The organism is Mycobacterium sp. IDUB_1 (assembly GCF_055419625.1).
On the sequence record NZ_JBVAYA010000004.1, the window covers coordinates 83,612 to 110,039 of the forward strand.

28 protein-coding genes and 1 pseudogene are annotated in these 26,428 nt (G+C 67.8%); 6 read left to right on the forward strand and 23 right to left on the reverse strand.

Going from position 1 to position 26,428, the window contains the following annotated elements; all coding sequences use genetic code 11:
• Positions 1-105: 105 nt before the first annotated feature.
• Positions 106-3,600, forward strand: a complete 3,495-nt coding sequence (gene car, locus ACZYYX_RS21190) for a carboxylic acid reductase (RefSeq protein ID WP_463816601.1) — start codon at positions 106-108, stop codon at positions 3,598-3,600.
• A 1-nt stretch (position 3,601) separates the two neighbouring features.
• Here the strand turns inward: car and ACZYYX_RS21195 are convergent, their stop codons facing one another.
• From ACZYYX_RS21195 to ACZYYX_RS21225, 7 genes are all read right to left on the reverse strand, one after another.
• Positions 3,602-4,285, reverse strand: a complete 684-nt coding sequence (locus ACZYYX_RS21195) for a hypothetical protein (RefSeq protein WP_463816602.1) — start codon at positions 4,283-4,285, stop codon at positions 3,602-3,604.
• An 80-nt stretch (positions 4,286-4,365) separates the two neighbouring features.
• The gene (locus ACZYYX_RS21200) at positions 4,366-4,764 is read right to left on the reverse strand and encodes a DUF1304 domain-containing protein (protein WP_463816603.1); all 399 of its coding nucleotides are present in this window, start codon (positions 4,762-4,764) and stop codon (positions 4,366-4,368) included.
• Positions 4,761-5,837 (reverse strand): Holliday junction branch migration DNA helicase RuvB, encoded by a 1,077-nt coding sequence (ruvB, locus tag ACZYYX_RS21205; protein WP_463816604.1) that lies wholly within the window; start codon positions 5,835-5,837, stop codon positions 4,761-4,763. The genes ACZYYX_RS21200 and ruvB overlap by 4 nt, the downstream gene beginning before the upstream one ends.
• Positions 5,837-6,424 carry a Holliday junction branch migration protein RuvA gene (gene ruvA, locus ACZYYX_RS21210; protein WP_463816605.1) on the reverse strand — a complete coding sequence of 196 codons (588 nt, stop codon included), beginning with the start codon at positions 6,422-6,424 and terminating at the stop codon, positions 5,837-5,839. The genes ruvB and ruvA overlap by 1 nt, the downstream gene beginning before the upstream one ends.
• Complete coding sequence (gene ruvC / locus ACZYYX_RS21215; RefSeq protein WP_463816606.1) at positions 6,421-6,993, reverse strand: crossover junction endodeoxyribonuclease RuvC; 573 nt, start codon at positions 6,991-6,993, stop codon at positions 6,421-6,423. Before ruvC ends, ruvA begins: the two co-directional genes overlap by 4 nt.
• Positions 6,994-7,064: 71 nt before the next feature.
• A complete protein-coding gene (locus tag ACZYYX_RS21220) occupies positions 7,065-7,388 on the reverse strand; it encodes a hypothetical protein (RefSeq protein WP_463816607.1) in 324 nt (107 codons plus the stop codon).
• Positions 7,389-7,408: 20 nt separating this feature from the next.
• Positions 7,409-8,014, reverse strand: coding sequence for a TetR/AcrR family transcriptional regulator (locus ACZYYX_RS21225; protein WP_463816608.1), 606 nt, complete (start codon positions 8,012-8,014; stop codon positions 7,409-7,411).
• Positions 8,015-8,076: 62 nt separating this feature from the next.
• On the opposite strand from ACZYYX_RS21225, the gene ACZYYX_RS21230 reads away from it, so the two are divergent.
• Positions 8,077-8,922: an alpha/beta fold hydrolase gene (locus tag ACZYYX_RS21230; RefSeq protein WP_463816609.1), complete on the forward strand. Its 846-nt coding sequence runs from the start codon at positions 8,077-8,079 to the stop codon at positions 8,920-8,922.
• A gap of 6 nt (positions 8,923-8,928) precedes the next feature.
• On the opposite strand, the gene ACZYYX_RS21235 is transcribed toward ACZYYX_RS21230, so the two are convergent.
• Positions 8,929-9,684: a YebC/PmpR family DNA-binding transcriptional regulator gene (locus ACZYYX_RS21235; protein ID WP_463816610.1), complete on the reverse strand. Its 756-nt coding sequence runs from the start codon at positions 9,682-9,684 to the stop codon at positions 8,929-8,931.
• 246 nt (positions 9,685-9,930) lie between these two features.
• On the opposite strand from ACZYYX_RS21235, the gene ACZYYX_RS21240 reads away from it, so the two are divergent.
• Both ACZYYX_RS21240 and ACZYYX_RS21245 read left to right on the forward strand, forming a co-directional pair.
• Positions 9,931-11,142, forward strand: a complete 1,212-nt coding sequence (locus ACZYYX_RS21240; RefSeq protein WP_463816611.1) for an acyl-CoA dehydrogenase family protein — start codon at positions 9,931-9,933, stop codon at positions 11,140-11,142.
• Between the two features lie 102 nt (positions 11,143-11,244).
• The gene (locus ACZYYX_RS21245) at positions 11,245-12,906 is read left to right on the forward strand and encodes a purine-cytosine permease family protein (RefSeq protein WP_463816612.1); all 1,662 of its coding nucleotides are present in this window, start codon (positions 11,245-11,247) and stop codon (positions 12,904-12,906) included.
• Positions 12,907-12,954: 48 nt separating this feature from the next.
• Here the strand turns inward: ACZYYX_RS21245 and pdxT are convergent, their stop codons facing one another.
• The 12 genes from pdxT to ACZYYX_RS21305 form a co-directional block, all read right to left on the reverse strand.
• Positions 12,955-13,542: a pyridoxal 5'-phosphate synthase glutaminase subunit PdxT gene (gene pdxT / locus ACZYYX_RS21250; protein ID WP_463816613.1), complete on the reverse strand. Its 588-nt coding sequence runs from the start codon at positions 13,540-13,542 to the stop codon at positions 12,955-12,957.
• A complete protein-coding gene (tesB, locus tag ACZYYX_RS21255) occupies positions 13,539-14,387 on the reverse strand; it encodes an acyl-CoA thioesterase II (RefSeq protein WP_463816614.1) in 849 nt (282 codons plus the stop codon). The genes pdxT and tesB overlap by 4 nt, the downstream gene beginning before the upstream one ends.
• A 43-nt stretch (positions 14,388-14,430) precedes the next feature.
• Positions 14,431-15,345, reverse strand: a complete 915-nt coding sequence (gene pdxS / locus ACZYYX_RS21260) for a pyridoxal 5'-phosphate synthase lyase subunit PdxS (RefSeq protein ID WP_463816615.1) — start codon at positions 15,343-15,345, stop codon at positions 14,431-14,433.
• A 64-nt stretch (positions 15,346-15,409) separates the two neighbouring features.
• Entirely contained in the window at positions 15,410-16,447 is a 1,038-nt protein-coding gene (locus ACZYYX_RS21265) for an NUDIX hydrolase (RefSeq protein WP_463816616.1), read from the reverse strand.
• Positions 16,444-17,574, reverse strand: a complete 1,131-nt coding sequence (locus ACZYYX_RS21270) for a glycosyltransferase family 4 protein (protein WP_463816617.1) — start codon at positions 17,572-17,574, stop codon at positions 16,444-16,446. Before ACZYYX_RS21270 ends, ACZYYX_RS21265 begins: the two co-directional genes overlap by 4 nt.
• Positions 17,574-18,482 carry a phosphatidylinositol mannoside acyltransferase gene (locus tag ACZYYX_RS21275; protein ID WP_463816618.1) on the reverse strand — a complete coding sequence of 303 codons (909 nt, stop codon included), beginning with the start codon at positions 18,480-18,482 and terminating at the stop codon, positions 17,574-17,576. The genes ACZYYX_RS21270 and ACZYYX_RS21275 overlap by 1 nt, the downstream gene beginning before the upstream one ends.
• Positions 18,479-19,141 carry a phosphatidylinositol phosphate synthase gene (gene pgsA / locus ACZYYX_RS21280; RefSeq protein WP_463816619.1) on the reverse strand — a complete coding sequence of 221 codons (663 nt, stop codon included), beginning with the start codon at positions 19,139-19,141 and terminating at the stop codon, positions 18,479-18,481. The genes ACZYYX_RS21275 and pgsA overlap by 4 nt, the downstream gene beginning before the upstream one ends.
• Entirely contained in the window at positions 19,138-19,686 is a 549-nt protein-coding gene (locus ACZYYX_RS21285) for an ATP adenylyltransferase (RefSeq protein WP_463816620.1), read from the reverse strand. The genes pgsA and ACZYYX_RS21285 overlap by 4 nt, the downstream gene beginning before the upstream one ends.
• Position 19,687: 1 nt before the next feature.
• Positions 19,688-21,757: a threonine--tRNA ligase gene (thrS, locus tag ACZYYX_RS21290; RefSeq protein WP_463816621.1), complete on the reverse strand. Its 2,070-nt coding sequence runs from the start codon at positions 21,755-21,757 to the stop codon at positions 19,688-19,690.
• Between the two features lie 87 nt (positions 21,758-21,844).
• Entirely contained in the window at positions 21,845-22,273 is a 429-nt protein-coding gene (locus tag ACZYYX_RS21295) for a TIGR02611 family protein (protein WP_463816622.1), read from the reverse strand.
• Complete coding sequence (locus ACZYYX_RS21300) at positions 22,270-22,899, reverse strand: PaaI family thioesterase (RefSeq protein WP_463816623.1); 630 nt, start codon at positions 22,897-22,899, stop codon at positions 22,270-22,272. The genes ACZYYX_RS21295 and ACZYYX_RS21300 overlap by 4 nt, the downstream gene beginning before the upstream one ends.
• A 21-nt stretch (positions 22,900-22,920) precedes the next feature.
• Positions 22,921-23,772, reverse strand: coding sequence for an aldo/keto reductase (locus tag ACZYYX_RS21305; protein WP_463816624.1), 852 nt, complete (start codon positions 23,770-23,772; stop codon positions 22,921-22,923).
• A gap of 37 nt (positions 23,773-23,809) precedes the next feature.
• Here ACZYYX_RS21305 and ACZYYX_RS21310 point away from each other — a divergent pair, with 37 nt between their 5' ends.
• Both ACZYYX_RS21310 and ACZYYX_RS21315 read left to right on the forward strand, forming a co-directional pair.
• Positions 23,810-24,307 carry a DUF1990 family protein gene (locus ACZYYX_RS21310; protein WP_463816625.1) on the forward strand — a complete coding sequence of 166 codons (498 nt, stop codon included), beginning with the start codon at positions 23,810-23,812 and terminating at the stop codon, positions 24,305-24,307.
• 108 nt (positions 24,308-24,415) lie between these two features.
• Positions 24,416-25,141 carry a GAF and ANTAR domain-containing protein gene (locus ACZYYX_RS21315; RefSeq protein ID WP_463817167.1) on the forward strand — a complete coding sequence of 242 codons (726 nt, stop codon included), beginning with the start codon at positions 24,416-24,418 and terminating at the stop codon, positions 25,139-25,141.
• A gap of 144 nt (positions 25,142-25,285) precedes the next feature.
• On the opposite strand, the pseudogene ACZYYX_RS21320 reads toward ACZYYX_RS21315, so the two are convergent.
• The 3 genes and pseudogenes from ACZYYX_RS21320 to ACZYYX_RS21330 all read right to left on the reverse strand — a co-directional run.
• A pseudogene (locus ACZYYX_RS21320) lies at positions 25,286-25,357 on the reverse strand (DoxX family protein); the annotation flags it as partial.
• A gap of 140 nt (positions 25,358-25,497) precedes the next feature.
• The gene (locus ACZYYX_RS21325; RefSeq protein ID WP_463816626.1) at positions 25,498-25,956 is read right to left on the reverse strand and encodes a hypothetical protein; all 459 of its coding nucleotides are present in this window, start codon (positions 25,954-25,956) and stop codon (positions 25,498-25,500) included.
• Complete coding sequence (locus ACZYYX_RS21330) at positions 25,953-26,339, reverse strand: hypothetical protein (protein WP_463816627.1); 387 nt, start codon at positions 26,337-26,339, stop codon at positions 25,953-25,955. Before ACZYYX_RS21330 ends, ACZYYX_RS21325 begins: the two co-directional genes overlap by 4 nt.
• Between the last annotated feature and the right edge of the window lie 89 nt (positions 26,340-26,428).

Here is a 26,428-nt window from a genome sequence, read left to right on the forward strand (position 1 = left end):
GCCGCAAAAGGTCCTTTGTCGGAATACGCTTAGTTTTACTAACGTAGTTTTCTGGTGGACGCGCGAATGCGCCCCCACCGACAACGTGTTCTCAAAGGATTACTGATGCCGACTGATACCCGTGAAGAACGACTCGCCCGCCGCATCGACGACCTGCTGGCCACCGATCCCGAGTTCGCCGCGGCCGTGCCCGATGACACGATCGCCGAAAACCTCGATCACCCGGAGCTGCGTCTACCGGACATCATCGCCACCGCGCTCGACGGCTACGCCGAGCGCCCCGCTCTCGGCCAGCGCGCCGTCGACCTGGTCACCGACCCGCAGACCGGACGCACCGAGGCCAAGCTCCTCCCCCACTTCGACACCATCACCTACGCCGAACTGTCCACCCGCATCCACCAGCTGCTCGCCGCACTGACCGATGTGAATCCCGGCGACCGCGTCGCCGTCCTCGGCTTCACCAGCGTCGACTACGCCGTGATCGACACGACGCTCGCGCTGGCCGGCGCGGTGTCGGTGCCACTGCAGACCAGCGCACCCGAGGCGACCTTGCGGCCAATCGTCGCCGAGACCGAGCCCGTGGTGTTCGCCGCGTCCGTCGACCATCTCGCTGACGCCGTCGACCTCGTCCGCGACGCCGAGTCGGTGGGCCGCCTCATCGTGTTCGATCACCGCGCCGAGGTCGACGATCACCGCGACGCCGTCGCCGACGCACGTGCCCGCCTCGCTGACGCCGGCCGCTCCGTCGAGGTCGTCACGCTCGCCGAGGTGCTGGCCCACGGCGCGACTTTGCCTGCGGCACAGCCATTCACCTCACCCGAGAAGGATCCGCTTCTCCTGCTGATCTACACCTCCGGCAGCACCGGTGCCCCCAAGGGCGCGATGTACCCGGAGCGGTTGGTCGCCAACGCGTGGCGCCGGTCCGGTCGCTCGACGTGGGGCGGCGAGCAGTCGACGCCGTCGATCACGCTGAACTTCATGCCGATGAGCCACATGATGGGCCGCGGTCTGCTCTACGGCACGCTCGGCGCCGGCGGTACCGCGTATTTCGCTGCGCGCAGTGATCTCTCGACGTTCCTGGAAGACCTCGCACTGGTTCGCCCGACCCAGCTGACCTTCGTTCCGCGCATCTGGGACACCATCGCCGCCGAGGTCGCCAAGGAAGTGGACCGCCGACCCGACGGCCTCGACGACGTCTACGCCGATCTGCGCCAGAGCCTCATCGGCGGCCGCTACGTCATGGCGATGACCGGCTCGGCGCCGCTGTCACCCGAGATGCGGACCTTCGTCGAAGACCTCCTCGACCTGCACCTGACCGACGGCTACGGCTCGACCGAGGCCGGAGCGGTGTTCGTCGACGGTCAGATCCAGCGTCCGCCGGTGACCGACTACAAGCTCGTCGACGTCCCGGACCTCGGCTATTTCACCACCGACCGTCCGCACCCGCGCGGCGAATTGCTGGTCAAGTCCGAGACCCTGTTCCCCGGCTACTACAAGCGGCCCGAGATCACCGCCGAGATGTTCGACCCCGACGGCTACTACCGCACCGGCGACGTGGTCGCCGAGACCGGCCCTGATCAGGTCGTCTACCTCGACCGTCGCAACAACGTGCAGAAGCTCTCCCAGGGTGAGTTCGTCGCCGTCTCGAAGCTCGAAGCGGTGTTCGGCGACAGCCCGCGAATCCGTCAGATCTACGTGTACGGCAACAGTGCCCGGTCCTACCTGCTGGCCGTGGTCGTGCCGACCGAAGACGTGCTGGCCCGCGACGACGCGAAAGCCCTGATCGCCGAGTCGCTGCAGGACGTCGCCCGCGCGGCCGATCTGCAGTCCTACGAGATCCCCCGCGACTTCCTGATCGAGGAGACCCCGTTCACGCTGGAGAACGGTCTGCTCACCGGCATCCGCAAGCTGGCCCGGCCGAGGCTCAAGGAGCGCTACGGCGACCAACTCGAAGCCCTGTACGCCGAATTGGCCGAGGGGCAGGCCGACGAGATGCGCACGCTGCGCGCCGAGGGCGCGAACCGGCCGGTGCTCGAGACAGTCGGCCGCGCGGCGGCCGCCCTGCTCGGCACCGCGGCCACCGATGTGCAGCCCGACGCCCACTTCACCGATCTCGGTGGAGATTCGTTGTCGGCGTTGACATTCGGCAACCTGCTGCGTGACATCTTCGACGTCGATGTGCCGGTCGGTGTGATCGTCAGCCCTGCCACCGATCTCGCCTCGCTGGCGGCCTACATCGAGACGCAGCGTCAGCCCGGCGCGAAGCGGCCCACCTTCACCGGCGTGCACGGCGCGGGTGCCACCGAAGCCCGCGCCAGCGATCTGACGCTCGACAAGTTCATCGACGCCGAAACCCTCTCTGCGGCAACCTCGTTGCCCGGACCGAGCGCCGAGGTTCGCACGGTGCTGCTGACCGGCGCCACCGGATTCCTGGGCCGCTACCTGGCCCTGGACTGGCTGGAGCGGATGGACCTCGTCGACGGAAAGGTGATCTGCCTGGTCCGCGCCAAAGACGACGACGCCGCGCGGGCCCGCCTCGACGCGACGTTCGACAGCGGCGATCAGCAGCTGTTGGAGCACTACCGCTCCCTGGCCGCCGACCATCTCGAGGTGCTGGCCGGCGACAAGGGTGAAGCCGATCTGGGCCTCGACCCGCAGGTGTGGCAGCGCCTCGCCGACACCGTCGACCTGATCGTCGACCCGGCCGCGCTGGTCAACCACGTCCTGCCCTACAGCGAGCTGTTCGGCCCCAACGCCGTCGGCACCGCCGAACTGATCCGCCTCGCCCTGACCACCCGCCAGAAGCCGTTCGCCTACGTCTCGACGATCGGGGTGGGCGCCGGGATCGAGCCGGGCAGGTTCATCGAGGACGGCGACATCCGTGAGATCAGCGCGGTGCGCAAGGTCGACGACAGCTACGCCAACGGCTACTCGAACAGCAAGTGGGCCGGCGAGGTTCTGCTGCGCGAGGCTCACGACCTGTGCGGATTGCCGGTCTCGGTGTTCCGCTGCGACATGATCCTGGCCGACACCACCTACGCCGGTCAGCTGAACCTGCCGGACATGTTCACCCGGTTGATGTTCAGCCTCGTCGCCACGGGCGTGGCTCCGGAGTCGTTCTACCAGCTCGACGCCGACGGTCGGCGGCCGCGCGCCCACTACGACGGGCTGCCGGTCGAGTTCATCGCCGAAGCGATTTCCACGCTGGGTGCCGCGGTGGCTCGCGAGTCGGAGAGCGGGTTCGAGACCTACCATGTGATGAACCCGTACGACGACGGCATCGGCCTCGACGAGTTCGTCGACTGGTTGATCGAGGCGGGCTACCCGGTGCGCCGGGTGGGTGACTACGCCACCTGGCTCGCCCGGTTCACCGCGGCGATCAACGCCCTGCCCGAGCGCAAGCGTCAGGCGTCGCTACTGCCGCTGCTGCACAACTACCAGCGGCCGGAGACCCCGATCCCGGGCTCCATCGCACCCACCGACCGGTTCCGGACGGCGGTGCAGGAGGCCAAGATCGGGCCCGACAAGGACATCCCCCACGTCACCCGAGAGGTGATCGTCAAGTACGTCACCGATCTGGAGCTGTTGGGACTGCTCTGAGTCAGTGGTGCACCAGGTTGCGGTCGCGCCGTCCGCCGAAGAGGCGGCCGCGCAGACCGCGCCGCGGTGCCCGCTCGTGTGGATCGACCACCTCTGTGGGCTGCGCGCCCACCGGGGTGGCTGCCGTCCGGTCCGTGACAGGTATCGAGCCGGTGTGGGCGGGAGCGTCGACAGCAACGGGGCGGCTGGCGTACTCGACGTCGCGGACACTACGTACCGACACCCGGCCCAGAGCCAGCGCGCCGAGGAAGATGATCACCGCGCCGAGGCCGTAGAAGTAGCTGAGGTCGAGCCAGACCCGCTTGGTTTCGGTGTCGGCGACCGGTGCGCCGGCATCGCCGAGGCCGAGCGGGCCGGCCAGGGCCCGGCCGATCACGAACCATGCGCCCCCGGCCACACTCAGCCAGCTGCCGAGCACGGCGGTGGCACGGTTGCGCGAGGTCAGCAGTACCAGACCGCCGACCACCGTGATCACTCCGGGAAGCACCTCGAGCCAGCCTCGGCCCGTGGTCCAGGCCCATGCTTGATCCGGGGTGAAGGCGAAGTCGAAGTTCGGCCCGATGAACGGGACGAGGGCGCCCCACAGGCCGAGCAGAACGAGCAGGAGACCGCTGGCGGCGCCGCGGCTGCGTGGAATGGTCATGCGACCGCCGCGTGGTCGATCTGGGCGCTGAGTTCCGATCATGATGCCTCCTTGTGACGTGCCCGACGTGCGCACAGGAGTACCCCCGCCCCACCGGCGGTAACCGAGGCGGGAATCGATCGTTACAGGGTTGAGGCCAGCAACAGGAGCACGATCGCGACCAGCGGCAACGTCCCCTGCATCACCGCGGCGCGGGCCTTGTCCCGCGCGGAGGCGACCAGGACGACCGCCGCGGCGAGCATCGACCCCAGCCCGGCATAGAGCAGCGCCGCACCGACGGCGTCGGCGCCCGTCGCCGTAGCCATAGCCGTCGCCACGATGCCCGCCACCGTGACGATCGCCAGGAACAGGTTGTAGAAGCCCTGATTCAGCGCGAGTAGGCGCGTGGTCTGCGCCTCCTCCTCGCTCATCCCGAACACCGCCCGGGTGCGCGCCGAGGTCCACGTCACCGACTCCATCACGAAGATGTAGACGTGCAGGATCGCGGCGAGCGCCGCGACGACGAGCGCTGCGGCGGTCACTCGAACAACCCCGCCTGGCCGAGCGCACCGGCCCCGCTGGGCGGTGTCATCCCCAGGTGGGTCCACGCCAATCGGGTGGCGACGCGACCGCGCGGAGTGCGCGCGATCATGCCCGCCCGCACCAGAAATGGCTCACACACTTCTTCCACAGTCGTAGCTTCCTCCCCCACCGCCACCGCGAGAGTCGACACGCCGACCGGCCCACCCCCGAAGCTTCGGGTCAGCGCGGAGAGCACGGCGCGGTCGAGCCGATCCAGCCCGAGCTCGTCGACGTCGTAGACCTCGAGGGCGTACTTGGCAATGTCGCGGGTGATGACGCCGTCGGCGCGGACCTCGGCGTAGTCGCGAACACGACGCAGCAGCCGGTTGGCGATGCGCGGCGTACCGCGGGAACGGCGCGCGATCTCGGCGCCGGCATCGGCTCCCAGCTCGATGCCGAGGATGCCGGCCGAGCGCGCCAGCACCCGTTCGAGTTCCGCTGGCTCGTAGAAGTCCATGTGCGCGGTGAAGCCGAACCGATCACGCAGCGGCCCGGTCAGCGCACCGGAACGGGTGGTGGCGCCGACGAGGGTGAAGGGTGCCACCTCCAACGGAATCGACGTCGCGCCAGGCCCTTTGCCGACGACGACGTCGACGCGGAAGTCCTCCATCGCGAGGTAGAGCATCTCTTCGGCGGGGCGGGCGATGCGGTGGATCTCGTCGATGAAGAGCACGTCGTGCTCGACGAGATTGGACAGCATCGCCGCCAGGTCACCGGCGCGCTCCAACGCCGGACCCGATGTGAGGCGCAACGACGAGCCCAACTCGGCCGCGATGATCATCGCCAGCGATGTCTTCCCCAGCCCCGGCGGCCCGGACAGCAGGATGTGGTCGGGCGTCCCGCCGCGATTCTTCGCGCCCTCCAGAACCAGCTGCAGCTGCTCACGCACCCGGGGCTGGCCGATGAACTCGCCGAGCGACCGCGGCCGCAGGCTCGCATCGATGTCTCCCTCACCGACCGTCAGTGCCGGGGAGACCTCCCGCTCGTCGGCGTCGTCGGGCGACCCGTCCTGATCTCCAGCGAACCGACCCATCACTTCTTCCCGAGCATCGACAGGGCTGCTCGCAGCGCACCGGAGGTGGTGGCCTCGGGGTCGTTGGCGAGCACTTTGTCGGTGGCCTCCTCGGCCTGCTTCTGCGCGAAGCCGAGACCGACGAGCGCCTCGACGACCGGTCCGCGGATACCGTGTCCGCCCGCAGCGGTGAGCCCGGACGAGGTGGACGCGCCGACTTTGTCGCGTAGCGTGAGCACCAGCAGCTCGGCAGTCTTCTTGCCCACCTTGGGGATTCGCACCAGCGCGGTGAGGTCACCGTCACCGATGGCAGCCCGCAGCGTCGGGCCGTCGTACATCGCGAGCGCACCCAGCGCGATGCTCGGTCCGATACCGGAGACGCCCAGCAGCGTCAGGAACAGGTCGCGCGCATCGGAGTCGGCGAAACCGTAGAGGGTCTGGGAGTCCTCGCGCACGATCATCGCGGTGATCAGCCGTGCCTCGGTGCCGCGCCGCAACGTCGCCAGGGTCGACGGCGTCGCCATCACCTTGTACCCGACGCCGGCCGCCTCGATCACCACGTGATCGAGCGCGATGTCGAGGACCTCGCCGCGTACCGACGCGATCATCGCGCGCTCCGCGACATCTTGGCGGACTTGAGGGTGGCCTGATACTTGCGGCGCTGCTCGGCCGCCATCGCCTCCGCCTCGGCCATTCGGGCGATCATCGGTGCGCGCCAGCAGTGACAGATCGCGAGCGCCAGCGCGTCGGCCGCGTCCGCCGGGGTCGGCTTCTGTTGCAGCGCAAGGATTCTCGTCACCATCTCGGTGACCTGCGCCTTGTCGGCCCGGCCGTTGCCGGTGACGGCGGCCTTCACCTCGCTGGGCGTGTGGAAGTGCACGTCGATGTCCCGCCGGGCGGCCGCCAGAGCGACCACCCCGCCTGCCTGCGCGGTGCCCATCGCGGTGTTGGCGTTCTGATTGGAGAACACTCGCTCGATCGCGATGACGTCGGGGGTGTGGGTGTCCAGCCAGTGCTCGACGGCGTCGCTGATCGCGAGCAGGCGGTGCGCCAGCGGATGATCAGCCGGGGTGCGCACCACGTCCACGTCGAGCGCGATGACCTGGCGGCCGCGCCCGCTCTGGATCACCGACAACCCGCACCGGGTCAGCCCGGGGTCGACACCCATCACGCGCACGCCAGCCTCCTACAGAACATTTGTTCGAGAGCTTAGCGCCGGGGACCGACCGTCAGCGGGAGGGACACGCGTCAGATCGTGTAGTTGCCCGAGCGCCAACCCTGCCGGATCTGCAGGGCGAGTTCGGCGCAGCGCCCGCCTGCGCGCCGCCACCCGCGCACCAGCTCCCGCTGCACCTCGACATGGTCGCGTTCGACGACGACCACCCAGCGCACCCCGCAGAGCTTCGCCAGCAGCCACAGCGGCCACACCACGAGGAACGGCAGGATCAGCACCAGGCCGATCACCCAGCCGAAGAAGTCGAAATTGTCGAGCAGATCACCGGGGTCCGGGAACGGCCACAGCACGCGGTACACCGACCACTGCACGCCCTGGGAGTCCGCGACGACGGCCATCGCCAGAGCATACGCACTGATCAGCCGGGTGCGAGGCGAGCCGCGCGCGGCACCTCGAGGGTGATGCCGCGATACTGCGGAGCCAGGACCCGCCCCGCCGCGAGCAGCGGCTCGCTCGAGCGCAGCGTCCGGGCCAGGACGAACGCCCCCTCCAGGGCGACGATCAGCGCGATCGTGGCGTCCCGGGCCTTCGCCTGGTCGAGTCCGCGCTGCTCGAAGTACGCGGCGCCGCCGACGATCCAGCCGTCGAAGATCTCCCCGGTGGCCTGGCGCAGCGGCTCGACCGTGTCGGCGATCTCGGCCGCGACACTGGCCACCGGGCACATGTTCGCGAAGCCAGTGGCCGCCATGTCCTCGGCGGCCTGCCGGAACACCCCGTCGACGGCGTCGCCGAGATCGGTGTAGGCGTCGACGACCGTCGGTATCAGCAGCCCGTAGGCCGCCCCGGCATTCAGTAGCGCCTCCCGCGCGATCTGCACCTTGCCGTCGCGGAAGTGGTGGTACAGCGATCCGATCGGCGCTCCCGACGCCTCGGCGATGTCTTTCATCGCGACCCCGGCATAGCCGCGGTGGCGCATCAGTTCAGCCGCGGCGGTCAGGATCGACTCCCGTGTGGACCTTGCCATCGTCACCTCCCGATGCCATGCTAGAGCACACGTTCTAGAACGATGGTTCTAATGGAGGAATGATGCTGACGGTCACCACCCACGCAGGTCCCATCCAGATCCGGGAGGAAGGCGACCCGCACGGCGCACCCGTCGTGCTGCTGCACGGACTGCTGATGAACGACGCGCAGTGGGACCTGGCCATCCCCCATCTGCCGCCGCACTGCCGCTACCTCCTGCCGGTCCTGCCAATGGGCGGCCACCGCATCCCGATGCGTCCCGACGCCGACCTGACCATGCCGGGCATGGTCGGCATCGTCGCCGACGTCCTCGATGCTCTCGACCTGACCGATGTCACCCTCGTCGTCAGCGACTGGGGCGGTCCACTGTTCCTCACCGCCGCCGGGCGCGATCGGCGGATCGGCCGACTGGTCATCTGCCCATCGGAGGCCTTCGACAACTTCCCACCGGGGTGGCCAGGCAAGGTGGCGTGGCTGGCCAGCCGCACGCCCGGCACGGTGGCGCTGGCGATGCGGCAGCTGCGCATCGGATGGCTCCGCAGGCAGTACCTGATGTTCGGCATGATGGCCAAACACCCACTGCCGCAGTCGATCGTGGATGCGTGGACAGCACATGGATTGGCGGACAAGGCGATTCGCCGCGATCTGGTCAAGTACTGCCGAACCCGTTTCGACAAGCCTGCGCTGATCGAGGAGACCAATCAGCTGGCAGCCTTCGACCGGCCCGCGCTGGTGCTGTGGTCGGACAACCCGGTGATGCCCGTCGAGCACGCGCATCGGCTCACCGAGCTGTTACCCGATGGACGGCTACAGATGATCGAGCACGCCTACGTGCTGGTGATGCTCGATCAACCGCAGCAGACCGCGGCAGCGCTCGCAGGATTCCTGGCCGCTACCGCGCCTCGGTGAGGGCGGTCAGTCCTCGTCGAGGGCGGCCGCGACGTCGTCGGGGATGTCGACGTTGGTGTAGACGTCCTGCACGTCGTCGCTGTCTTCGAGAGCGTCGACGAGCTTGAGCACCTTGCGTGCCCCCTCGAGGTCAACCGGCACGCTCACCGACGGCTGGAACGTGGCCTCGGCGGACTCGTAGTCGATGCCGGCGTCCTGCAGCGCGGTGCGCACGGCGACCAGATCGGTGGGCTCAGAAATAATCTCGAAGCTCTCACCCAGGTCGTTGACGTCCTCTGCGCCGGCGTCGAGCACGGCAGCCAACACGTCGTCCTCGGTCAGCGAGTTCTTCTCCAGCGTGACCACACCCTTGCGGGTGAACAGGTAGGACACCGAACCCGGGTCGGCCATGTTGCCGCCGTTGCGGGTCATCGCGACGCGCACTTCGCCTGCGGCCCGGTTGCGGTTGTCGGTCAGACACTCGACCAATACGGCGACGCCGTTGGGGCCGTAGCCCTCGTAGGTGATGGTCTGCCAGTCGGCGCCGCCGGCTTCCTCGCCCGCGCCACGCTTGCGGGCGCGCTCGATGTTGTCGTTGGGCACCGAGTTCTTCTTGGCCTTCTGGATGGCGTCATAGAGGGTGGGGTTGCCGGCGGGATCGCCCCCGCCGGTACGCGCCGCGACCTCGATGTTCTTGATCAGCTTGGCGAAGTTCTTGCCGCGACGTGCATCGATCACGGCCTTCTTGTGCTTCGTGGTGGCCCACTTGGAATGGCCGCTCATCTGCTCGCTACCTCTTTCACCGACTACGTCGAAGTCCGATTGACCAGTCTACGTGCCCCTCACCCCAGGTCCTGCCCGATGCCGCTGCGGGATCTCCGGGCGGCCGAGAGTGGGCCCTACGCGCGGGAGCCGGCCGACATTTGTGCAGATGCCCCACGTTCGATCAGATCGCGCGTACGCGCGCCGCCTGTTAGCTGGACCACAGTCTCTGGATGCCGATCTTACTCCGGAGTAAGGTGCTGTTGCATGACGTTCTCCCTGGAGCTGTCCTCGGACCTGATCGACGTGCAGAAGTGGGTCCACGAGTTTGCCAACGACGTCGTCCGCCCCGCCGCCGCGGAGTGGGACGAGCGCGAGGAAACCCCGTGGCCGATCATCCAAGAGGCGGCCAAGGTGGGCCTCTACTCGATGGAGTTCTTCGCCGAGCAGGCCGCCGAACCGACCGGCCTCGGCATGATCGTTGCGTTCGAGGAGATGTTCTGGGGTGACGCCGGCATCGCGCTGGCGATCCTGGGCACCGGCCTGGCCGCGGCGTCCGTCGCCGCCAACGGGACTCCCGAACAGGTCGGCGAATGGGTGCCGCAGATGTTCGGCAGCGTCGACGATCCCAAGGTCGCGGCATTCTGTTCCTCAGAACCCAACGCAGGCTCCGACGTCGGCTCGATCCTGACCCGCGCCCGCTACGACGAGGCCACCGACGAATGGGTGCTCAACGGCACCAAGACGTGGGCCACCAACGGCGGCATCGCCAACGTGCACGTCGTCGTCGCGTCGGTGCACCCGGACCTCGGCACCCGCGGGCAGGCCTCGTTCATCATCCCGCCCGGCACCAAGGGACTGAGCCAGGGCCAGAAGTTCCTCAAGCACGGCATCCGCGCCTCGCACACCGCCGAAGTGGTTCTCGACGACGTACGCATCCCCGGTCGGCTGATCCTGGGCGGCAAGGAGAAGTTCGACGCCCGCATCGCCAAGGTCCGCGAGGGAAAGAAGGCCGCCGGCCAGGCCGCCATGGCGACCTTCGAACGCACCCGCCCGACGGTGGGCGCGATGGCTGTCGGAGTCGCCCGGGCCGCCTATGAGTACGCCCGCGACTACGCCACCGAGCGTGAGCAGTTCGGCCGCAAGATCGGCGAATTCCAGGCTGTCGCCTTCAAACTCGCCGACATGAAGGCCCGAATCGACGCCGCCCGGCTGCTGGTCTACCGCGCCGGCTGGATGGCCCGCAACGGCAAGGTGTTCGACTCCGCCGAAGGCTCGATGGCCAAGCTGGTCGCCAGTGAAACCGCCGTCTACGTCACCGACGAGGCGATCCAGATCCTGGGCGGCAACGGCTACACCCGCGAATACCCGGTGGAGCGGATGCACCGCGACGCCAAGATCTTCACGATCTTCGAGGGCACGAGCGAGATCCAGCGGCTGGTGATGGCCCGCGCGATCACCGGGCTGCCCATCCGCTGACGTGATTTTGGCGTGATGGTCGTCGGTCAGCGACGACGATCACGTCGAAATCGCTAACATGAGCGCAACGGCGCCGAAACACCGCGGTCCTAGCTTTGCCGAATGACTCAGGAAATCGGCGATGATGTGCGCTCCGGCGCACCGGATGCCGACCTCGACCGTCTGACCGCCACCAAGGAAACCCTCGAGGACTACACGCTGCGCTTCGCTCCGCGCAGCTACCGCAAGTGGTCCACGGGTGTCGTCGGCATCTCGGCCCTCGGCGGCATCGCCTATCTGGCCGATTTCGCGATCGGCGCCAACATCGGCATCTCCTACGGCACGACGAACGCGCTGTGGGGCATCCTCATCTTCGCCGTCGTGATCTTCCTGACGGGCTTTCCGCTCGCGTACTACGCAGCGCGCTACAACATGGACCTCGACCTGATCACGCGCGGAAGCGGATTCGGCTACTACGGGTCCGTCGTCACCAACGTCATCATGGCGACGTTCACGTTCATCTTCTTCGCCCTCGAAGGCTCGATCATGGCCCAGGGCCTCGAACTCGGCCTGGGCATACCGCTGTGGCTCGGGTACGCGGCCTCGACCCTGATCATCTTCCCGCTCGTCATCTACGGGATGAAAGTGCTGTCCACACTTCAGGTCTGGACGACACCGCTGTGGCTCGTCCTGATGGTCGCACCGTTCGTGTACCTCCTGGTCAGCCATCCCGAGTCCGTCAGCCAGTTCTTCGCCTATCAAGGTGAAGAGGGCAACGGCGGCTTCGACCTCGGCTCCACGCTGCTGGCCGCGGGCGTCTGCCTGTCGCTGATCGCGCAGATCGCCGAGCAGATCGACTACCTGCGCTTCATGCCGCCGAAAACGCCGGAGAACAAGCGCAGTTGGTGGACGTGGATGATTCTCGCCGGCCCGGGCTGGGTCTTCTTCGGCGCGATCAAGCAGATCGTCGGGCTGTTCCTGGCGGTGTACCTGATCGCCAACGTCGCCGACAGCGCCGGGGTGGCCAACCAGCCGGTGCACCAGTTCCTCGAGATCTACGAGAACTTCCTGCCCGGCTGGCTGGCCATGACGTTGGCCGTCGTGCTCGTGGTGATCAGCCAGATCAAGATCAACGTGACGAACGCCTACTCCGGATCACTGGCGTGGACCAACTCGTTCACCCGCGTCACCAAGCACTACCCCGGCCGGCTGGTGTTCTTGGGCTTCAACCTGCTCATCGCACTGATCCTGATGGAAGCCAACATGTTCGACTTCCTCAACACCATCCTCGGGTTCTACGCCAACTGCGGTATGGCGTGGGTCGTGGTGGTGGCCTCGGACATCGTGATCAACAAGTACCTGCTCAAGATCTCCCCGCAAGCGCCCGAGTTCCGCCGAGGCATGCTGTACGCGATCAATCCGGTCGGGTTCGGATCGATGCTGATCGCCGCGGGCGTTTCGATCCTGGCGTTTTTCGGCGGTCTGGGCGAAGCGATCCGGCCGTACTCGCCGCTGGTGGCGATCGGGCTCGGGTTGGTGCTGCCGCCGATCTTCGCGGTGGCGACCAAGGGCAAGTACTACCTGCGCCGCACCGACGACGGCATCGACCTCCCCATGTACGACGAGCTCGGCAATCCGTCCGGCGAGCACCTCAAATGCCATGTGTGCCATCACGATTTCGAGCGGCCGGACATGGCGAAGTGCGAGACGCACGATGCGTTCGTCTGCTCGCTGTGCCTGTCCACCGACAAGGTCGCCGACCACGTCCTGCCGGCTCAAGCGTGATTTCGGCGTGGTTGTCGTCGCTCAGCGACGACAACCACGCCGAAGTCGCTAGGACAGGGAGTCGACGAAGAGTTTGTGGACGCGCCGGTCGCCGGTGACCTCCGGGTGGAACGCCGTCGCGAGCGTGCGACCCTGCCGTACCGCGACCGGATGACCCGCCGCGGTGGCGAGCACTTCCACCCCGTCGCCGACCCGCTCCACCCAGGGAGCCCGGATGAACACCGCGTGCACCGTGCCGTCGAGGCCCGTGAACGCGATGTCCTCCTCGAAGGAATCGACCTGACGGCCGAAGGCGTTGCGCCGCACGGTGATATCAATGCCGTATAGCGGCAGCGCCTCACGTCCGGGTACGCCCGCGTCGGCGATCTCGGTGGCGAGCAGGATCATGCCGGCGCAGGATCCATAGGCCGGCATACCGTCCGACAGGCGGGTCCGCAGCGGCTCGAGCAGGTCGAACTCGCGCAAGAGATGACTCATCGCCGTCGACTCGCCGCCGGGGATCACCAAACCGTCGACCCGGGCCAACTCGTCGGCCCGGCGCACCGTGCACGCATCGGCCCCCGCTTCGCGCAACGCCGCGAGGTGTTCGCGGGTGTCCCCCTGCAGCGCCAGCACCCCGACCCGAGGGGCGCTCACGTCGTCGAGCGGGAGAAACCGCGAGCGAAACGGGTCAGGCCCTCCTGCATGACCGCGGCCACCATCTCGCCGTACTGATTGAAGATCTTGCCCTGGGTGAGCGAGCGCCCACCGCACGCCGAGGGCGAGGACTGGTCATAGAGCAACCACTCGTCGGCACGGAACGGGCGCATGAACCACATCGCGTGGTCGAGCGAGGCGACCTGCAGATGCGGGCGTTCGTCGGGGTAGTTGACCTGCGCCGAACCCAGCAGCGTGAGATCGCTCATGTAGGCGAGCGCGCAGATGTGCAACACCGAATCATCGGGCAGCGGGTCCCGATGCCGGAACCACACCTGCTGCTGAGATGCCTTGTTGGGCAACAACTTCAGCTGATCGCGCGGGACGATCCGCACGTCCCATTCATCGAACTGGCGGAAGCTGGCATCGTCGAACACCTTGCTCGCCGACTTGAAGTCGGGGATGTTGTCCGGCGGCGGGGCGGCCGGCATCGCGTCCTGGTGCTCGATGCCACTCTGGTCGGTCTGGAAGGACGCCGACATCGAGAAGATCGTCTCGCCGTGCTGGATCGCGGCGACCCGGCGCGTGCAGAACGAGCCGCCGTCACGCAGCCGCTCGACCGTGTACACCGTGGGTGACCGGGCGTCGCCCGCGCGCAGGAAGTAGCCGTGCAGCGAGTGCACCTGGAACTTCGGGTCCACGGTGCGCACCGCCGAAACCAACGATTGGCCGGCGACATGGCCGCCGAACGTGCGCTGCAGGAAGCCCGACTCGGGGCTGAACACACCGCCGCGGTAGATGTTGACCTCGATCTGCTCCAGGTCGAGGATCTCTTCGATCGCCATTACTGTTGGTTCTTTGCGCGAGCGCTCATCACAGGTGCCGTTTTTACCAGCCCCGCTCGGCGAGCCGATGCGGCACCGGGATGTCGTCGACGTTGATGCCGACCATCGCCTCGCCGAGACCGCGGGACACCTTGGCCAGCACGTCGGGATCGTCATAGAACGTGGTCGCCTTGACGATCGCCGCGCCCCGCTCCTCGGGGTTGCCGGACTTGAAGATGCCCGAGCCGACGAACACGCCCTCGGCACCGAGCTGCATCATCATCGCCGCATCGGCAGGGGTGGCGATGCCGCCGGCGGTGAACAACGTCACCGGCAGCTTTCCGGCCCGCGCCACCTCGACCACCAGATCGTAGGGCGCCTGCAATTCCTTTGCCGCGACATACAATTCGTCTTCCGACAACGACGTCAGCCGGCGGATCTCGCCGCCGATCTTGCGCATGTGGGTGGTGGCGTTGGACACGTCGCCCGTGCCGGCTTCCCCCTTCGACCGGATCATCGCCGCGCCCTCGGTGATCCGCCGCAGCACCTCGCCCAGGTTGGTGGCACCGCACACGAACGGAACGGTGAACTTCCACTTGTCGATGTGGTTGGCGTAGTCGGCGGGCGTCAGCACCTCCGACTCGTCGACGTAGTCCACGCCGAGGCTCTGCAGGATCTGCGCCTCGACGAAGTGGCCGATACGGGCCTTGGCCATCACCGGGATCGTGACCGCGGAGATGATGCCCTCGATCATGTCGGGGTCGCTCATCCGCGACACCCCGCCTTGGGCGCGGATATCGGCCGGCACCCGCTCGAGCGCCATCACCGCGACGGCGCCGGCACCCTCGGCGATGCGAGCCTGCTCAGGGGTGACGACATCCATGATCACGCCGCCCTTGAGCATCTCCGCCATGCCCCGCTTCACCCGCGCGGTTCCGCGAGTCGGGCTGCCGTTGCTCTGGGCGCCTTCGGTTTCCACTGTCAACTCCTTCAATCGCTACCGATTCAGTGTAAATGCGGCGGCAAACTAATTCGATCCGCAGTCAGCGGATGAGGCGCACCGGCTGCCGGTCGTGCATTTCAGGCCGGTGGGCCAGCGCTGTCGCCTCGTCGAGCAGGTCGGCGAGCTGACGCGGATAGACCGCCTCACCACCGGCAACCAGTTCGCGGATGATTGTCGCATCGCACCATCGGTGGCCGTGGATGTAGGTCTGTTCCAGTCCGGATCGGCCGCCGTCGGCCGGCTCGAAGCGCGCGGTGCGGTGCACGAAGTACATCTCCTCGCTGCGCATCACCGCTCCGTTGAACTCGATGGTCGCGTCACGCCGCCACGCAGGCCCGATCAAGTCCTCGGGGCTCACCCGCAGCCCCGTCTCCTCCTCGAGTTCCCGCGCGGCCGTCTGCGCCAGCGACTCCCCCGCCTGCGCCGCGCCACCGATGGTGAACCACCAGCGCGGCGCGGGTTGGACCGGGCTCTGCGGATCCGATCCGCACAGCAGCAGCACGGCGCCGTCGTCGTCGAGCAGCAGGACCCGCGCCGACCTGCGCGCCGTCGGCGGGGCGGCCTCGCGAGTCGACACCTCCCCGCCCTCGGAGATCTCGAAGTACCCCGGCATCGCCGCGGTGCCACCCAGCCGCAGCGCACGCACCGCGGGGCGCTCCCGCAGGGCCAACGTGTCGCGGACCGCGTCGTTGTGGAACCGCCGGGCCAGCAGCACCCGCGCTTCGGCGTCGGCGAGTTCGGCCACCAGGGCGCGCGGCAGCGAGGCGGGATCGACGCGGGCCAGCGCAGCAGACAGCTCGTTCTCGGCGGCCTCTCGGGCAGACCGCGGGGCCCGCTCGGCGGCGTCGGCCAGAGCGGCCAGCCTTTTGCCGTCGGGCCCGACGCCGTACGCGTCGACCGCGACCGCGCGCGCCACCACCGCGCGACGCGCCAGCGCCCCGTCGAGTGCCTGCCAGGACAGGTCGTACCGCACGTGCAGACGGTCGAGGCGGTGGGCGGTCTGATAAGCCCACAGACCGATCAGTGCGACGGCAGCGACCAGCAGCGCGATCACCACTGCGGTCACCCACGGGATCACGAGGCGACCCGCACTTTCACGCCGGAGCCCGCCACCGTCTCGTACACCCGCATGATCTGCTTCGCCACGACCGACCAGTCGTAGCGCTGCACGAGCTCGGCCGCGCACTCGATGTAGTGGGCGCGACGGGCGTCGTCGGTGAGGACCTCGATCAAGCCGGTAGCCAAATCGGCGGAGTCGTCGACGGCCACCAGCCGGCCGCCGCGGCCGTCGTCGAGCACCCGTCGGAACGCGTCGAGGTCACTGGCCACCACCGCGGTGCCTGCGGCCATCGCCTCGACCAGCACGATGCCGAAACTCTCGCCGCCCGTGTTGGGTGCGCAGTACACGTCGGCGCTGCGCATCGCCGCGGCCTTCTGCGCGTCGTCGACCTGGCCGAGGAACCGCAGGTGACCGGCCAGCGGGCCGGCCGTCTCGCGCAGCTCCGCCTCGTCACCGCGCCCCACCACGAGCACCTCGATGTCACCGAAGCGGTCGACGACAGCGGGCAGCGCACCCATCAGCACCGACATGCCCTTGCGCGGCTCGTCGAAGCGACCGAGGAACAGGATCGAACGGCCCGGGCGCGGGTAGCCGGCGAGCAACGGCGCGGTGGCGAACGAGGCGACGTCGACGCCGTTGGGGATCTCGACCGCGTCGCTGCCCAGCGCCTCCATCTGCCAGCGGCGAGCCAGGTCTGAGACCGCGATGCGGCCGACGATCTTCTCGTGCATCGGCCGCAGAATCGGCTCGAACACCGACAGCGTGAGCGACTTCGTCGTCGACGTGTGGAACGTCGCGACGATCGGGCCCTCGGCGATGTTGAGCGCCAGCATCGACAGGCTCGGCGCATTGGGCTCGTGCAGGTGCAGCACGTCGAATTCGCCCTGCTGCAGCCACTTTTTCACCCTGCGATGCGTCGCGGGCCCGAAACGCAACCGTGCGACCGACCCGTTGTACGGGATGGGGATGGCCTTGCCGCCGGAGACGACGTAGTCGGGCAGCGACGTCTCAGCGTCGGGCGAGGCCGGCGCGAGCACGCTGACCTCGTGACCGGCCGCGTGCATCACCTCCGCGAGCTGCAGCACGTGGGACTGCACGCCGCCGGGCACGTCGAAGCTGTACGGGCAGACCATCCCGATGCGCATCAGGGCGCCTCCAGCCTCGCCCTGCGCTCATCGGAGAGATCGGCCAGCCACTGCGGTTGCATCATGTGCCAGTCGGCGGGATAGGTGGCGATGTTGTCGGCGAACCGGTCCGCCAACGCCTGGGTGATCGCGGTGACGTCGCCCGACGAGGTGTCGATCTGAGGGTAGATCTTGGTGCCCCAGCCGTCGCCGTCGAACCAGCAGTGCGCCGGGAACAGCGCGGCTCCGGTGGTGAGCGCGAGTTTGGCCGGCCCGGCGGGCAGCCGTGTGGGCTCGCCGAAGAAGTCCACTTCGACGCCGCGCCGACTGAGGTCACGGTCGGACATCAAGCAGACGATGCCGTTGTCGTTCAGCCAGTCCGACAGCACGTCGAACGGTGGACGCTCCCCGCCCGACGACGGCACCACGGTGAAACCGAGGCTCTCCCGGTAGGCCAGGAATCGGCGGTAGAGCGACTCCGGCTTCAGACGTTCGGCGACGGTGGCGAAGGTGCCGAAATTCTGCGCAAGCCACACCCCGGCCATGTCCCAGTTGCCGCTGTGCGGCAACGCCAGGATCGCGCCGCGGCCCTTCTCCTTCAGCGCATCGAAGGCCATGCCGATGTCGAGGACGTCCAGCTGGCGCCCCAACTCGTCGTGGTCCATCGACGGCAGCCGGAACGCCTCTCGCCAATACCGAGCGTAGGACGCCAGCGAGGCCTGCATCAGGTCGTCGGGCACGTCGCGCGGCGCGGTGCCGATCACCCGTGCGAGGTTCTTGCGCAGCTGATCGGGTCCGCCGCCACGGGCGGCATACCGAGCGCCCGCACCAAAGGCGTTGCGGGCCACGATCTCCGGTGCGGCGCGCACCAGCCGCCACCCCGCCGCATAACCCCAGTCACTGAGGTGGTCTCCGAAGGGGATCATCATGGTTCGGGGGTCTCGGGCTTCTCGGCCGGGGTGAGAGGATCTGTCGCTCCCGGGGAGACGCGCACGCTGTGCAGCCGCTGCCCGACGGTGAGCACACTGGTCACCGCCAGCACCCACATGGCCACCGGCAGCAGCCACTGCAGCGGCAGGAACGGCAGACCGGACAGGCCGGCACCCATGAGGACGATCACGAGCCGCTCCGGACGCTCGATCAGCCCGCCGTCGCCGGTGAGGCCGCTCGCCTCCGCCCTTGCCTTGATGTACGAGATCACCTGGGAGGACACCAGACAGATCATGGTCGCGACCGCGAGGCCGGTGCTCTGCAACCCGAAAGCCGCCCACCACAGCAACCCGCAGAAGATCGCGCCGTCGCTGATGCGGTCACAAGTGGCGTCGAGCACTGCGCCGAAGCGCCTGCCACCGCCGCTCTCCCGGGCCATCGCCCCGTCGAGCATGTCGGCGAGCACGAACACGAACACCGTGAACGCGCCCCACCACAGTTGGCCCATCGGGAACAGCGTCAACGCGCCGAGCACCGACCCGGCCGTCCCGAGAATGGTCACGCTGTCGGGCGTGAGTCCCAGGCGTAGTGCACCTTTGGCCGCGGGCCGCGACAGCTTGGCATACGCCGCCCGCGTCATCAGGTAGAAATCGCTCACGACTGGCGATCCCACTCGCCCGCCAGCAACTGGCGCGTGTCGCGAAGCAGCTGCGGGATGATCTTCGAATCCCCGATGACCGTGATGAAGTTCGCGTCACCGCCCCAGCGGGGCACCACGTGCATGTGCAGGTGCTCCGACAACGAGCCACCCGCCGACGTGCCGAGGTTGAGGCCGACGTTGAACCCGTGTGGCCGCGACACCGCCTTCATCACTCGAATCGCCTTCTGCGTGAACGCCATCAGCTCGGCGCTCTCGGCGACGGTCAGGTTCTCCAGTTCCGCGACCCGCCGATACGGCACCACCATCAGGTGCCCGGGGTTGTACGGGTAGAGGTTGAGCACCGCATAGACCAGCTCGCCGCGCGCGACCACCAGGCCGTCCTCGTCGGACATGTTGGGGATGTCGGTGAACGGCTCGGACGACGCCGCCGATCCCTGCTTCACGGCGTCGACGATGTAGTTCATCCGGTGGGGTGTCCACAACCGCTGCAAACGGTCGGGTTCACCTACCCCGCGGTCTACGATCGTGTCGTCCGAGTCCACGTCACCCCTCGCCTGCCTGCGCCTCGACGGTTACGAGATCTGCTGTCGGAGCACTGTTCTCGCGCCGCTTCACCCAGTCGACGATGGTCTGGACAGCCGCCTCACGTCCGACACCGTTGATCTGCGTGCGGTCACCGAACCGGAAGCTCACTGCGCCGGCCTCCACGTCGCGGTCCCCCGCAAGCAGCATGAACGGCACCCGCTGGTTGGTGTGGTTGACGATCTTCTTGGCCATCCGGTCGTCGCTCGTGTCGACCTCGGCACGAATCCCGTGCTTCCTCAGGTCTGCAGCCACCTCGAGCAGGTAGTCGACATGCCCGTCGGCGACGGGAATCCCGACCACCTGTACCGGCGCCAGCCACGCCGGGAACGCACCGGCGAAATGCTCGGTGAGGATGCCGAAGAACCGCTCGATCGAGCCGAACAGAGCGCGGTGGATCAACACCGGACGCTTGCGGGTGCCGTCGGCGGCGGTGTACTCGAGCTCGAAGCGGTCCGGCATGTTGAAGTCGAGCTGAATGGTCGACATCTGCCAGCTCCGGCCAAGCGCGTCGCGCACCTGCACCGAGATCTTCGGGCCGTAGAACGCGGCACCGCCGGGATCCGGAACCAGTTCCAGGCCCGAGGATTCCGCCACCTCGCGCAGCGTATCGGTGGCCTCCTCCCAGATCTCGTCGGAGCCGACGAACTTCTCGGGGTCCTTCGTCGACAGCTCCAGATAGAAGTCGTCGAGGCCGTAGTCGGCGAGCAGGTCCAGCACGAACTGCAGCAGCCGGGCCAGCTCGTCGCGCATCTCTTCGCGGGTGCAATAGATGTGCGCGTCGTCCTGCGTCATCCCCCGCACCCGGGTCAGCCCGTGGATCACACCGGACTTCTCGTAGCGGTAGACACTTCCGAATTCGAAGAGCCGCAACGGAAGTTCCCGGTAGGACCGTCCCCGCGCCCGATAGATCAGATGGTGCATCGGGCAGTTCATCGGTTTGAGGTAGTAGTTCTGGCCCGGTTTGCGGACCGTCCCGTCCTCGTTGAACTCCGCGTCGATGTGCATCGGTGGGAACATGCCGTCGGCGTACCACTCCAGGTGACCGGAGGTTATGTAGAGCTGTTCCTTGGTGATGTGCGGGGTGTTGACGAACTCGTAGCCGGCCTCGATGTGCTTACGCCGCGAGTACTCCTCCAGTTCGCGCCGCACGATGCCGCCCTTGGGGTGGAAAACCGGTAGGCCGGAACCCAATTCGTCAGGAAAGCTGAAGAGGTCCAGCTCGACGCCGAGCTTGCGGTGGTCGCGCCGCTGCGCCTCTTCGATCAGCTCGAGATGCCGGTCGAGCGCCTCCTGCGACTCCCACGCGGTGCCGTAGATGCGCTGCAGGCTGGCGTTGTCCTGGTCGCCGCGCCAGTACGCCGCGGAGCTGCGGGTCAGCTTGAACGCGGGAATGTAGCGGGTCGTCGGAATGTGCGGACCGCGGCACAGATCTCCCCAGACACGCTCGCGGGTGCGGGGATTGAGGTTGTCGTAGGCGGTCAGCTCGTCGCCGCCCACTTCCATGACCTCGGGGTCGTCCGCGCCGGACTTGTCGTCGATCAACTCGAGCTTGTAGGGCTCGCCGGCCAGCTCAGCGCGGGCCTGGTCCTTGGACTCGTAGACGCGGCGCTCGAAGAGCTGACCGTCTTTGACGATCTTGCGCATCTTCTTCTCGAGTGCGTCGAGGTCCTCGGGGGTGAACGGTTCGGCGACGTCGAAGTCGTAGTAGAAGCCGTCGGTGATCGGCGGACCGATGCCCAGCTTGGCGTCGGGGAACATGTCCTGGACCGCCTGCGCCAACACGTGCGCGGCCGAGTGCCGGATGACGTTGCGCCCGTCCTCGGTGTCTGCCGCCACCGGGGTGACCTCGGCGTCGACGTCGGGAATCCAGGACAGGTCACGCAGGCGCCCGTCGGCGTCGCGGACCACGACGACGGCGTCGGGCGCACCCCGGGACGGGAGCCCAGCCTCACGCACCGCCGCAGCGGCGGTCGTCCCGGCAGCGACCCGGATCGGGGCTGCTGGTGCGGGGCGAGCGGGCGCGGTCATGAGGGGTTCTCCCAACGTTGGTGCAGTTCTGCAGCGTGGTCGACCGAACGGGCTCGGCGACCGCGACCATGCTATCGGTGCGCGACCTCAGGACCCGATACCAATAGGGCTTTGCAGCCAGGGCCACTCGATTCCGACCAGCCGGGCCGCGAAGTTGAGCGCCCCGAGCAGCCACAGCGTGCCGACGACGACGGCGGCGGTGAAGACGACGCCGAGGATCTTGACCCACAGGCCCTGGTTCTTGAACCACTCCATGACCTTGTCGTAGCGCTCGCGCACCCAGGTCAAGAGGCGGCGGGCCCAGTCGAACTCGGTGGCCAGGATGCCGAGGCCGATGAACACGATGGCCCAGCCCGGTCCGGGATACGGGATCGCGATGATGCCGACCGCGAACACGGCCAGGCCGACAACGCCAACCACGATGCGGTACGCCAGATCCGCAGCGGGTCGTTCCCGCAGCCGGTCACGCCACCGGGCCCAGCGCCGCGTGAAGGCGTTGCGTTTGCCGTCGGTCATGGCTGCCCCGGCTTGAGCTTCACGAACAGCGAATGCGCCTCGGCGAGCAGCTGGTCACCGTCGAGCAGGCGGCCCGAGACGAAGATCTTGCGGTCCACGATCTCGTCGATGCCGGCATCGACCTGCAACACCTTGTCGACCGGCACGACCTTGCGGTAGTCGACGTGCAGGAACGCGGTGCGCTGGGCCCGGCTACGTCCCAATTTGGCGGCGGTGAACCCGAGCACCGAATCGAAGAGGTGGGCGATCGTGCCGCCGTGGGCAGCCCGGTTGCGGCCCAGATGGTAGCGCCGGAACAGGGCGGTGCCGCCGATGCGCTCGTCATCGGTGACGTGCAGGTCGACAGGCACGTTCAGGATGTTGCCCCGGTTGGGCAGATCCATCCGTCGTCCCGACGGTGACGCCCACTCGTCGGCGTCGAACGGCGCGAGTAGTTCGGAGGCCTGCTCGATCAGGTCGGCTGCGGCGGTGACGACGTCATCAGGTGCGTCGGCCGCCCGCGCGTGGTCTTGAAGCGTGCGTACCGCCTCGACGAACCGCCCGTAGTCGGGGCCGCCGCGGGTCGTGGGCCGCGGCGGGTTGAAGCCGCCGCCGGACTGGTCGTCGGCGGATTCGGGGGCGCTCACCCGCTCACCGTATTGGTTGTGTCAGCTCTGGGCGGCACCGGCTTTGCTCAGCGTTTCGAACTCGTCGTCACTGAGCTCGATCTCACCGGCCGCCACGTTCTCCTCCAGGTGCGCCACCTTCGACGTCCCGGGAATGGGCAGCATCACCGGCGACCGCTTGAGAAGCCATGCCAACGCAAGCTGGGAGGCCGTCGCACTGTGCTCGGCGGCGATACGTTGCAGTGGACCGTCCGCAGCTGCCAGCGGTCCTGCTGCCAGCGGGAACCACGGGATGAACGCGATGCCCTGGGCTTCGCACGCGTCGACGAGAGGTTCGGCGCCTCGGGTCGTCAGGTTGTACATGTTCTGCACCGAGACGACCGGCGCCACCTTCTGCGCAGCCTGGAGTTGTTCGACGCTGACCTCCGAGAGCCCGATGTGGCGGATCTTGCCCTCCTGCTGCAGCGCCAACAGCTCCCCCACCTGGTCCTCGGCTGGGAACTTGTCGTCGATGCGGTGCAGCTGGAACAGGTCGATGGTGTCCACGCCGAGGCGACGCAAACTCATCTCGCACTCCTGGCGCAGGTACGCCGGATACCCGAGCACGGGCCACTGATCGGGACCGGTGCGCAGCAGCCCCGCCTTGGTGGCGACGACGACCCCGTCGTAGGGATGCAGCGCCTCCCGGATCAGCTCCTCGGAGATGTAGGGGCCGTAGGAGTTCGCGGTGTCGATGAAGTTCACGCCGAGTTGTACGGCTCGACGCAGCACGCGCAGGCATTCGTCTCGGTCTGCGGGCGGACCCCATACGCCCTTGCCGGTCAGGCGCATCGCCCCGAAGGCCAGGCGATTCACGGTCAGATCGGTGCCCAGGGTCAGCGTCGTCGTAGTCACCGCACCGACGGTACGCGCGCGATGCGAAGCTCAACCGGTGAAGTTGAGCGATCTGGCCGATCTGCCGCTGACCTATCCCGATGTGGGCGCAACCGCGGGCACACCGCCGCGGGGATACCGCTTCCTGCGGAGGACCTCGGTCATCGGTGTCGGCCGTCAACGCTTCGACGAGGCAGCCGCAGCAGGTATGCGTTTCGGGATGTTGCGTGGAGCCGGGCTGCGCATAGAGGCGACGACGCCGACAGCCCAAGTGGGCACCGACGTGCTCGGGCACCTGGGCCCGGTGGCCGCCCCCTGCCGGGTCGTGTACGTCCTCGACGAACCGGACCGCCGCGGATTCGCCTACGGCACGCTGCCCGGACACGCAGTCCGCGGCGAGGAGCTGTTCCTGGTGCGCTACGACAGCACCACAGACCAGGTGATCGCCGAGGTCGCCGCCTTCTCCCAGCCTGCGACGTGGTGGAGCCGTCTCGGGGCTCCGATGACCTCCCTCATGCAGAAACTGATCGCGACCCGGTATCTCAAGGCGCTCTGAACAAGCCCGCGAGAAACGGTCACAGAAGTGGCAGCGACATGCCCAGGTGATTTCCAAAGGTCAGCGGTAGATTGATGCCGAATTGACGTGAGAGTTTGGACGGTGGCGGTGGAAACTCAGGCTGACGTGGACGCAGCGCATCTGCGTGTGGCGGAATTGGTGCGCGGTCTGCACAACAGACCCGATACCGACGCGGACACAGTGGTCGCCGAGTTGGCCGAACATGCGGCCGCCGAAATTCCGGGCGCGCAGTACGCAGGCATCACTCTGACCCGCAACGCTCGCCAGATCGAGACGCCCGCAGCGACGTCACACTGGCCGCTGCTGCTCGACAAGATCCAGCAGCGCTATCACGAGGGACCGTGCCTGACGGCTGCCTGGGACGAGCAGACGGTCCACGTACCCGACCTGGAGACAGAGACGCGGTTTCCGAACTATCGACGCGACGCGCTGGCGGAAACCCCCATCAGGTCGATCATGGCGTTTCAGCTGTTCATCGCCGACGAGACCCTGGGGGCGCTCAACGTCTACTCCGAAGAGCCCAATGTCTTCACGGCGGATTCGCGAACCATCGGGATGATCTTCGCTGCGCACTCGTCGGTTGCCTGGAATTCGGCACGCCGCGAGGAACAGTTCAAGAAGGCGCTGTCGAGCCGAGACATGATCGGACAGGCCAAAGGCATGATCATGGAGCGCTATCGGGTGGATGCGGTGCAGGCCTTCGACGTCCTGCGCAAGCTGTCCCAGGATTCCAACGTGCCGCTCATCCAGGTCGCAACCGATTTGGTCGCCGGCGCCCTGGCTGAAAACGAGAAGAAGGATCGCGAGTCGTAACGACTCATGCGTTGACCGCCACCAGCACCATGTACGCCGTCGACGCCAGGGCGAGCAGCAGATACAGGGCTGGAAACCGATGTTGTGGAAGACCCTGGCTCGAACGAAGAACACGACCAGGCCGACTCCGGCAGCGACACCCAACCAGGGCAGGGACGTCATGCCGACCACGTGTCCGACCGCACCCGCGAGTTTCAGGGTCGCGAGCCACGGCACGGCCTTCTCGGGACGTGCACCGCTGCAGAGTTCTTCATGACCCCTGCGAATGCTCTGTTCGAGATGCTGTCACCGACGCCCTGATCCGGCTACTGGCGATCCGGCCTGGCTGAGCCTCGACTCAGCCAGGCCGCAGCGATCTACCGACCTTCCCAACGGTCCCGGCGGTCACCGCCGGCGACAGGTGCCCGCGTCACATCGGCATCGGCGGCGGGAGCGTGTGCAACCGCGCCACCCTGCGATGCCGACCAGTCCGTGCCTGCGCAGAGCAGATCAGACGGCACCGGGACCTCGTTCGGCAGCGGCACCGGCAGACCCGGGATGGACGGGAGATTCAACGGGGACGGCGAAATCAGGTTGGAGACGCCCGTGGCCAGCAGCGGGGTGAAGCCATCCGGCACGGGAGGTCCCGAAATCGACACGGCGGCAGGCATTCCCGGTGCAGGCGCCGGCGGCGGAGGCAGAACCCCGGCCACCGATGAAGCGGCGTCCTGCACAGTGCGCAGCACTCCGGGCGGAGTCAGCAGGTCGCGAACCGTCAGCGCGTTGCCCGGGGTGCCCGGGGTCGGAGACGACGGACCACCGCTGTTGACGCTCACTGACGAGGGCGGGGTCGGCGGCGCCGGCGATGTTGCAGCAGCGGCAGGAACCGTGACCGCGCCGCCGGGGCCACCGGGAACTGGAGGCGCCACCCCACCAGCAGGAACCGTGACCGCACCACCCGGACCACCCGGAACCGGAGGCGCCACCCCACCAGCAGGAACCGTGACCGCACCACCCGGACCACCCGGAACCGGAGGCGCCACCCCACCAGCAGGAACCGTGACCGCACCACCCGGACCACCCGGAACCGGAGGCGCCACCGCACCGGCATCCCCGAAGACCGGAGCGCCGGGGGCGCCGGGAGCACCCGGACCAGACGTACCCGCGGCAGCGGCGACGGGTGCGCCAGGAGTGCCGGCGACGCTAGGAACGCCCGCACCCCCTGAACCGCCAATCGGAGCTCCCGGGCCACCGGGGGTAGGAGGCGTCACCAAACCAGCCTCACCAACAACCGGACCACCCGGCACA

Bases quoted from the DNA above. Each gene is read 5' to 3' on its own strand.
- car (WP_463816601.1), top strand. From the start codon at position 106: ATGCCGACTGATACCCGTGAAGAACGACTCGCCCGCCGCATCGACGAC.
- ACZYYX_RS21195 (WP_463816602.1), bottom strand. From the start codon at position 4,285: ATGATCGGAACTCAGCGCCCAGATCGACCACGCGGCGGTCGCATGACC.
- ruvB (WP_463816604.1), bottom strand. From the start codon at position 5,837: ATGGGTCGGTTCGCTGGAGATCAGGACGGGTCGCCCGACGACGCCGAC.
- ruvA (WP_463816605.1), bottom strand. From the start codon at position 6,424: ATGATCGCGTCGGTACGCGGCGAGGTCCTCGACATCGCGCTCGATCAC.
- ACZYYX_RS21220 (WP_463816607.1), bottom strand. From the start codon at position 7,388: ATGGCCGTCGTCGCGGACTCCCAGGGCGTGCAGTGGTCGGTGTACCGC.
- ACZYYX_RS21225 (WP_463816608.1), bottom strand. From the start codon at position 8,014: ATGGCAAGGTCCACACGGGAGTCGATCCTGACCGCCGCGGCTGAACTG.
- ACZYYX_RS21230 (WP_463816609.1), top strand. From the start codon at position 8,077: ATGCTGACGGTCACCACCCACGCAGGTCCCATCCAGATCCGGGAGGAA.
- ACZYYX_RS21235 (WP_463816610.1), bottom strand. From the start codon at position 9,684: ATGAGCGGCCATTCCAAGTGGGCCACCACGAAGCACAAGAAGGCCGTG.
- ACZYYX_RS21240 (WP_463816611.1), top strand. From the start codon at position 9,931: ATGACGTTCTCCCTGGAGCTGTCCTCGGACCTGATCGACGTGCAGAAG.
- ACZYYX_RS21245 (WP_463816612.1), top strand. From the start codon at position 11,245: ATGACTCAGGAAATCGGCGATGATGTGCGCTCCGGCGCACCGGATGCC.
- tesB (WP_463816614.1), bottom strand. From the start codon at position 14,387: ATGGCGATCGAAGAGATCCTCGACCTGGAGCAGATCGAGGTCAACATC.
- ACZYYX_RS21270 (WP_463816617.1), bottom strand. From the start codon at position 17,574: ATGCGCATCGGGATGGTCTGCCCGTACAGCTTCGACGTGCCCGGCGGC.
- ACZYYX_RS21275 (WP_463816618.1), bottom strand. From the start codon at position 18,482: ATGATGATCCCCTTCGGAGACCACCTCAGTGACTGGGGTTATGCGGCG.
- thrS (WP_463816621.1), bottom strand. From the start codon at position 21,757: ATGACCGCGCCCGCTCGCCCCGCACCAGCAGCCCCGATCCGGGTCGCT.
- ACZYYX_RS21295 (WP_463816622.1), bottom strand. From the start codon at position 22,273: ATGACCGACGGCAAACGCAACGCCTTCACGCGGCGCTGGGCCCGGTGG.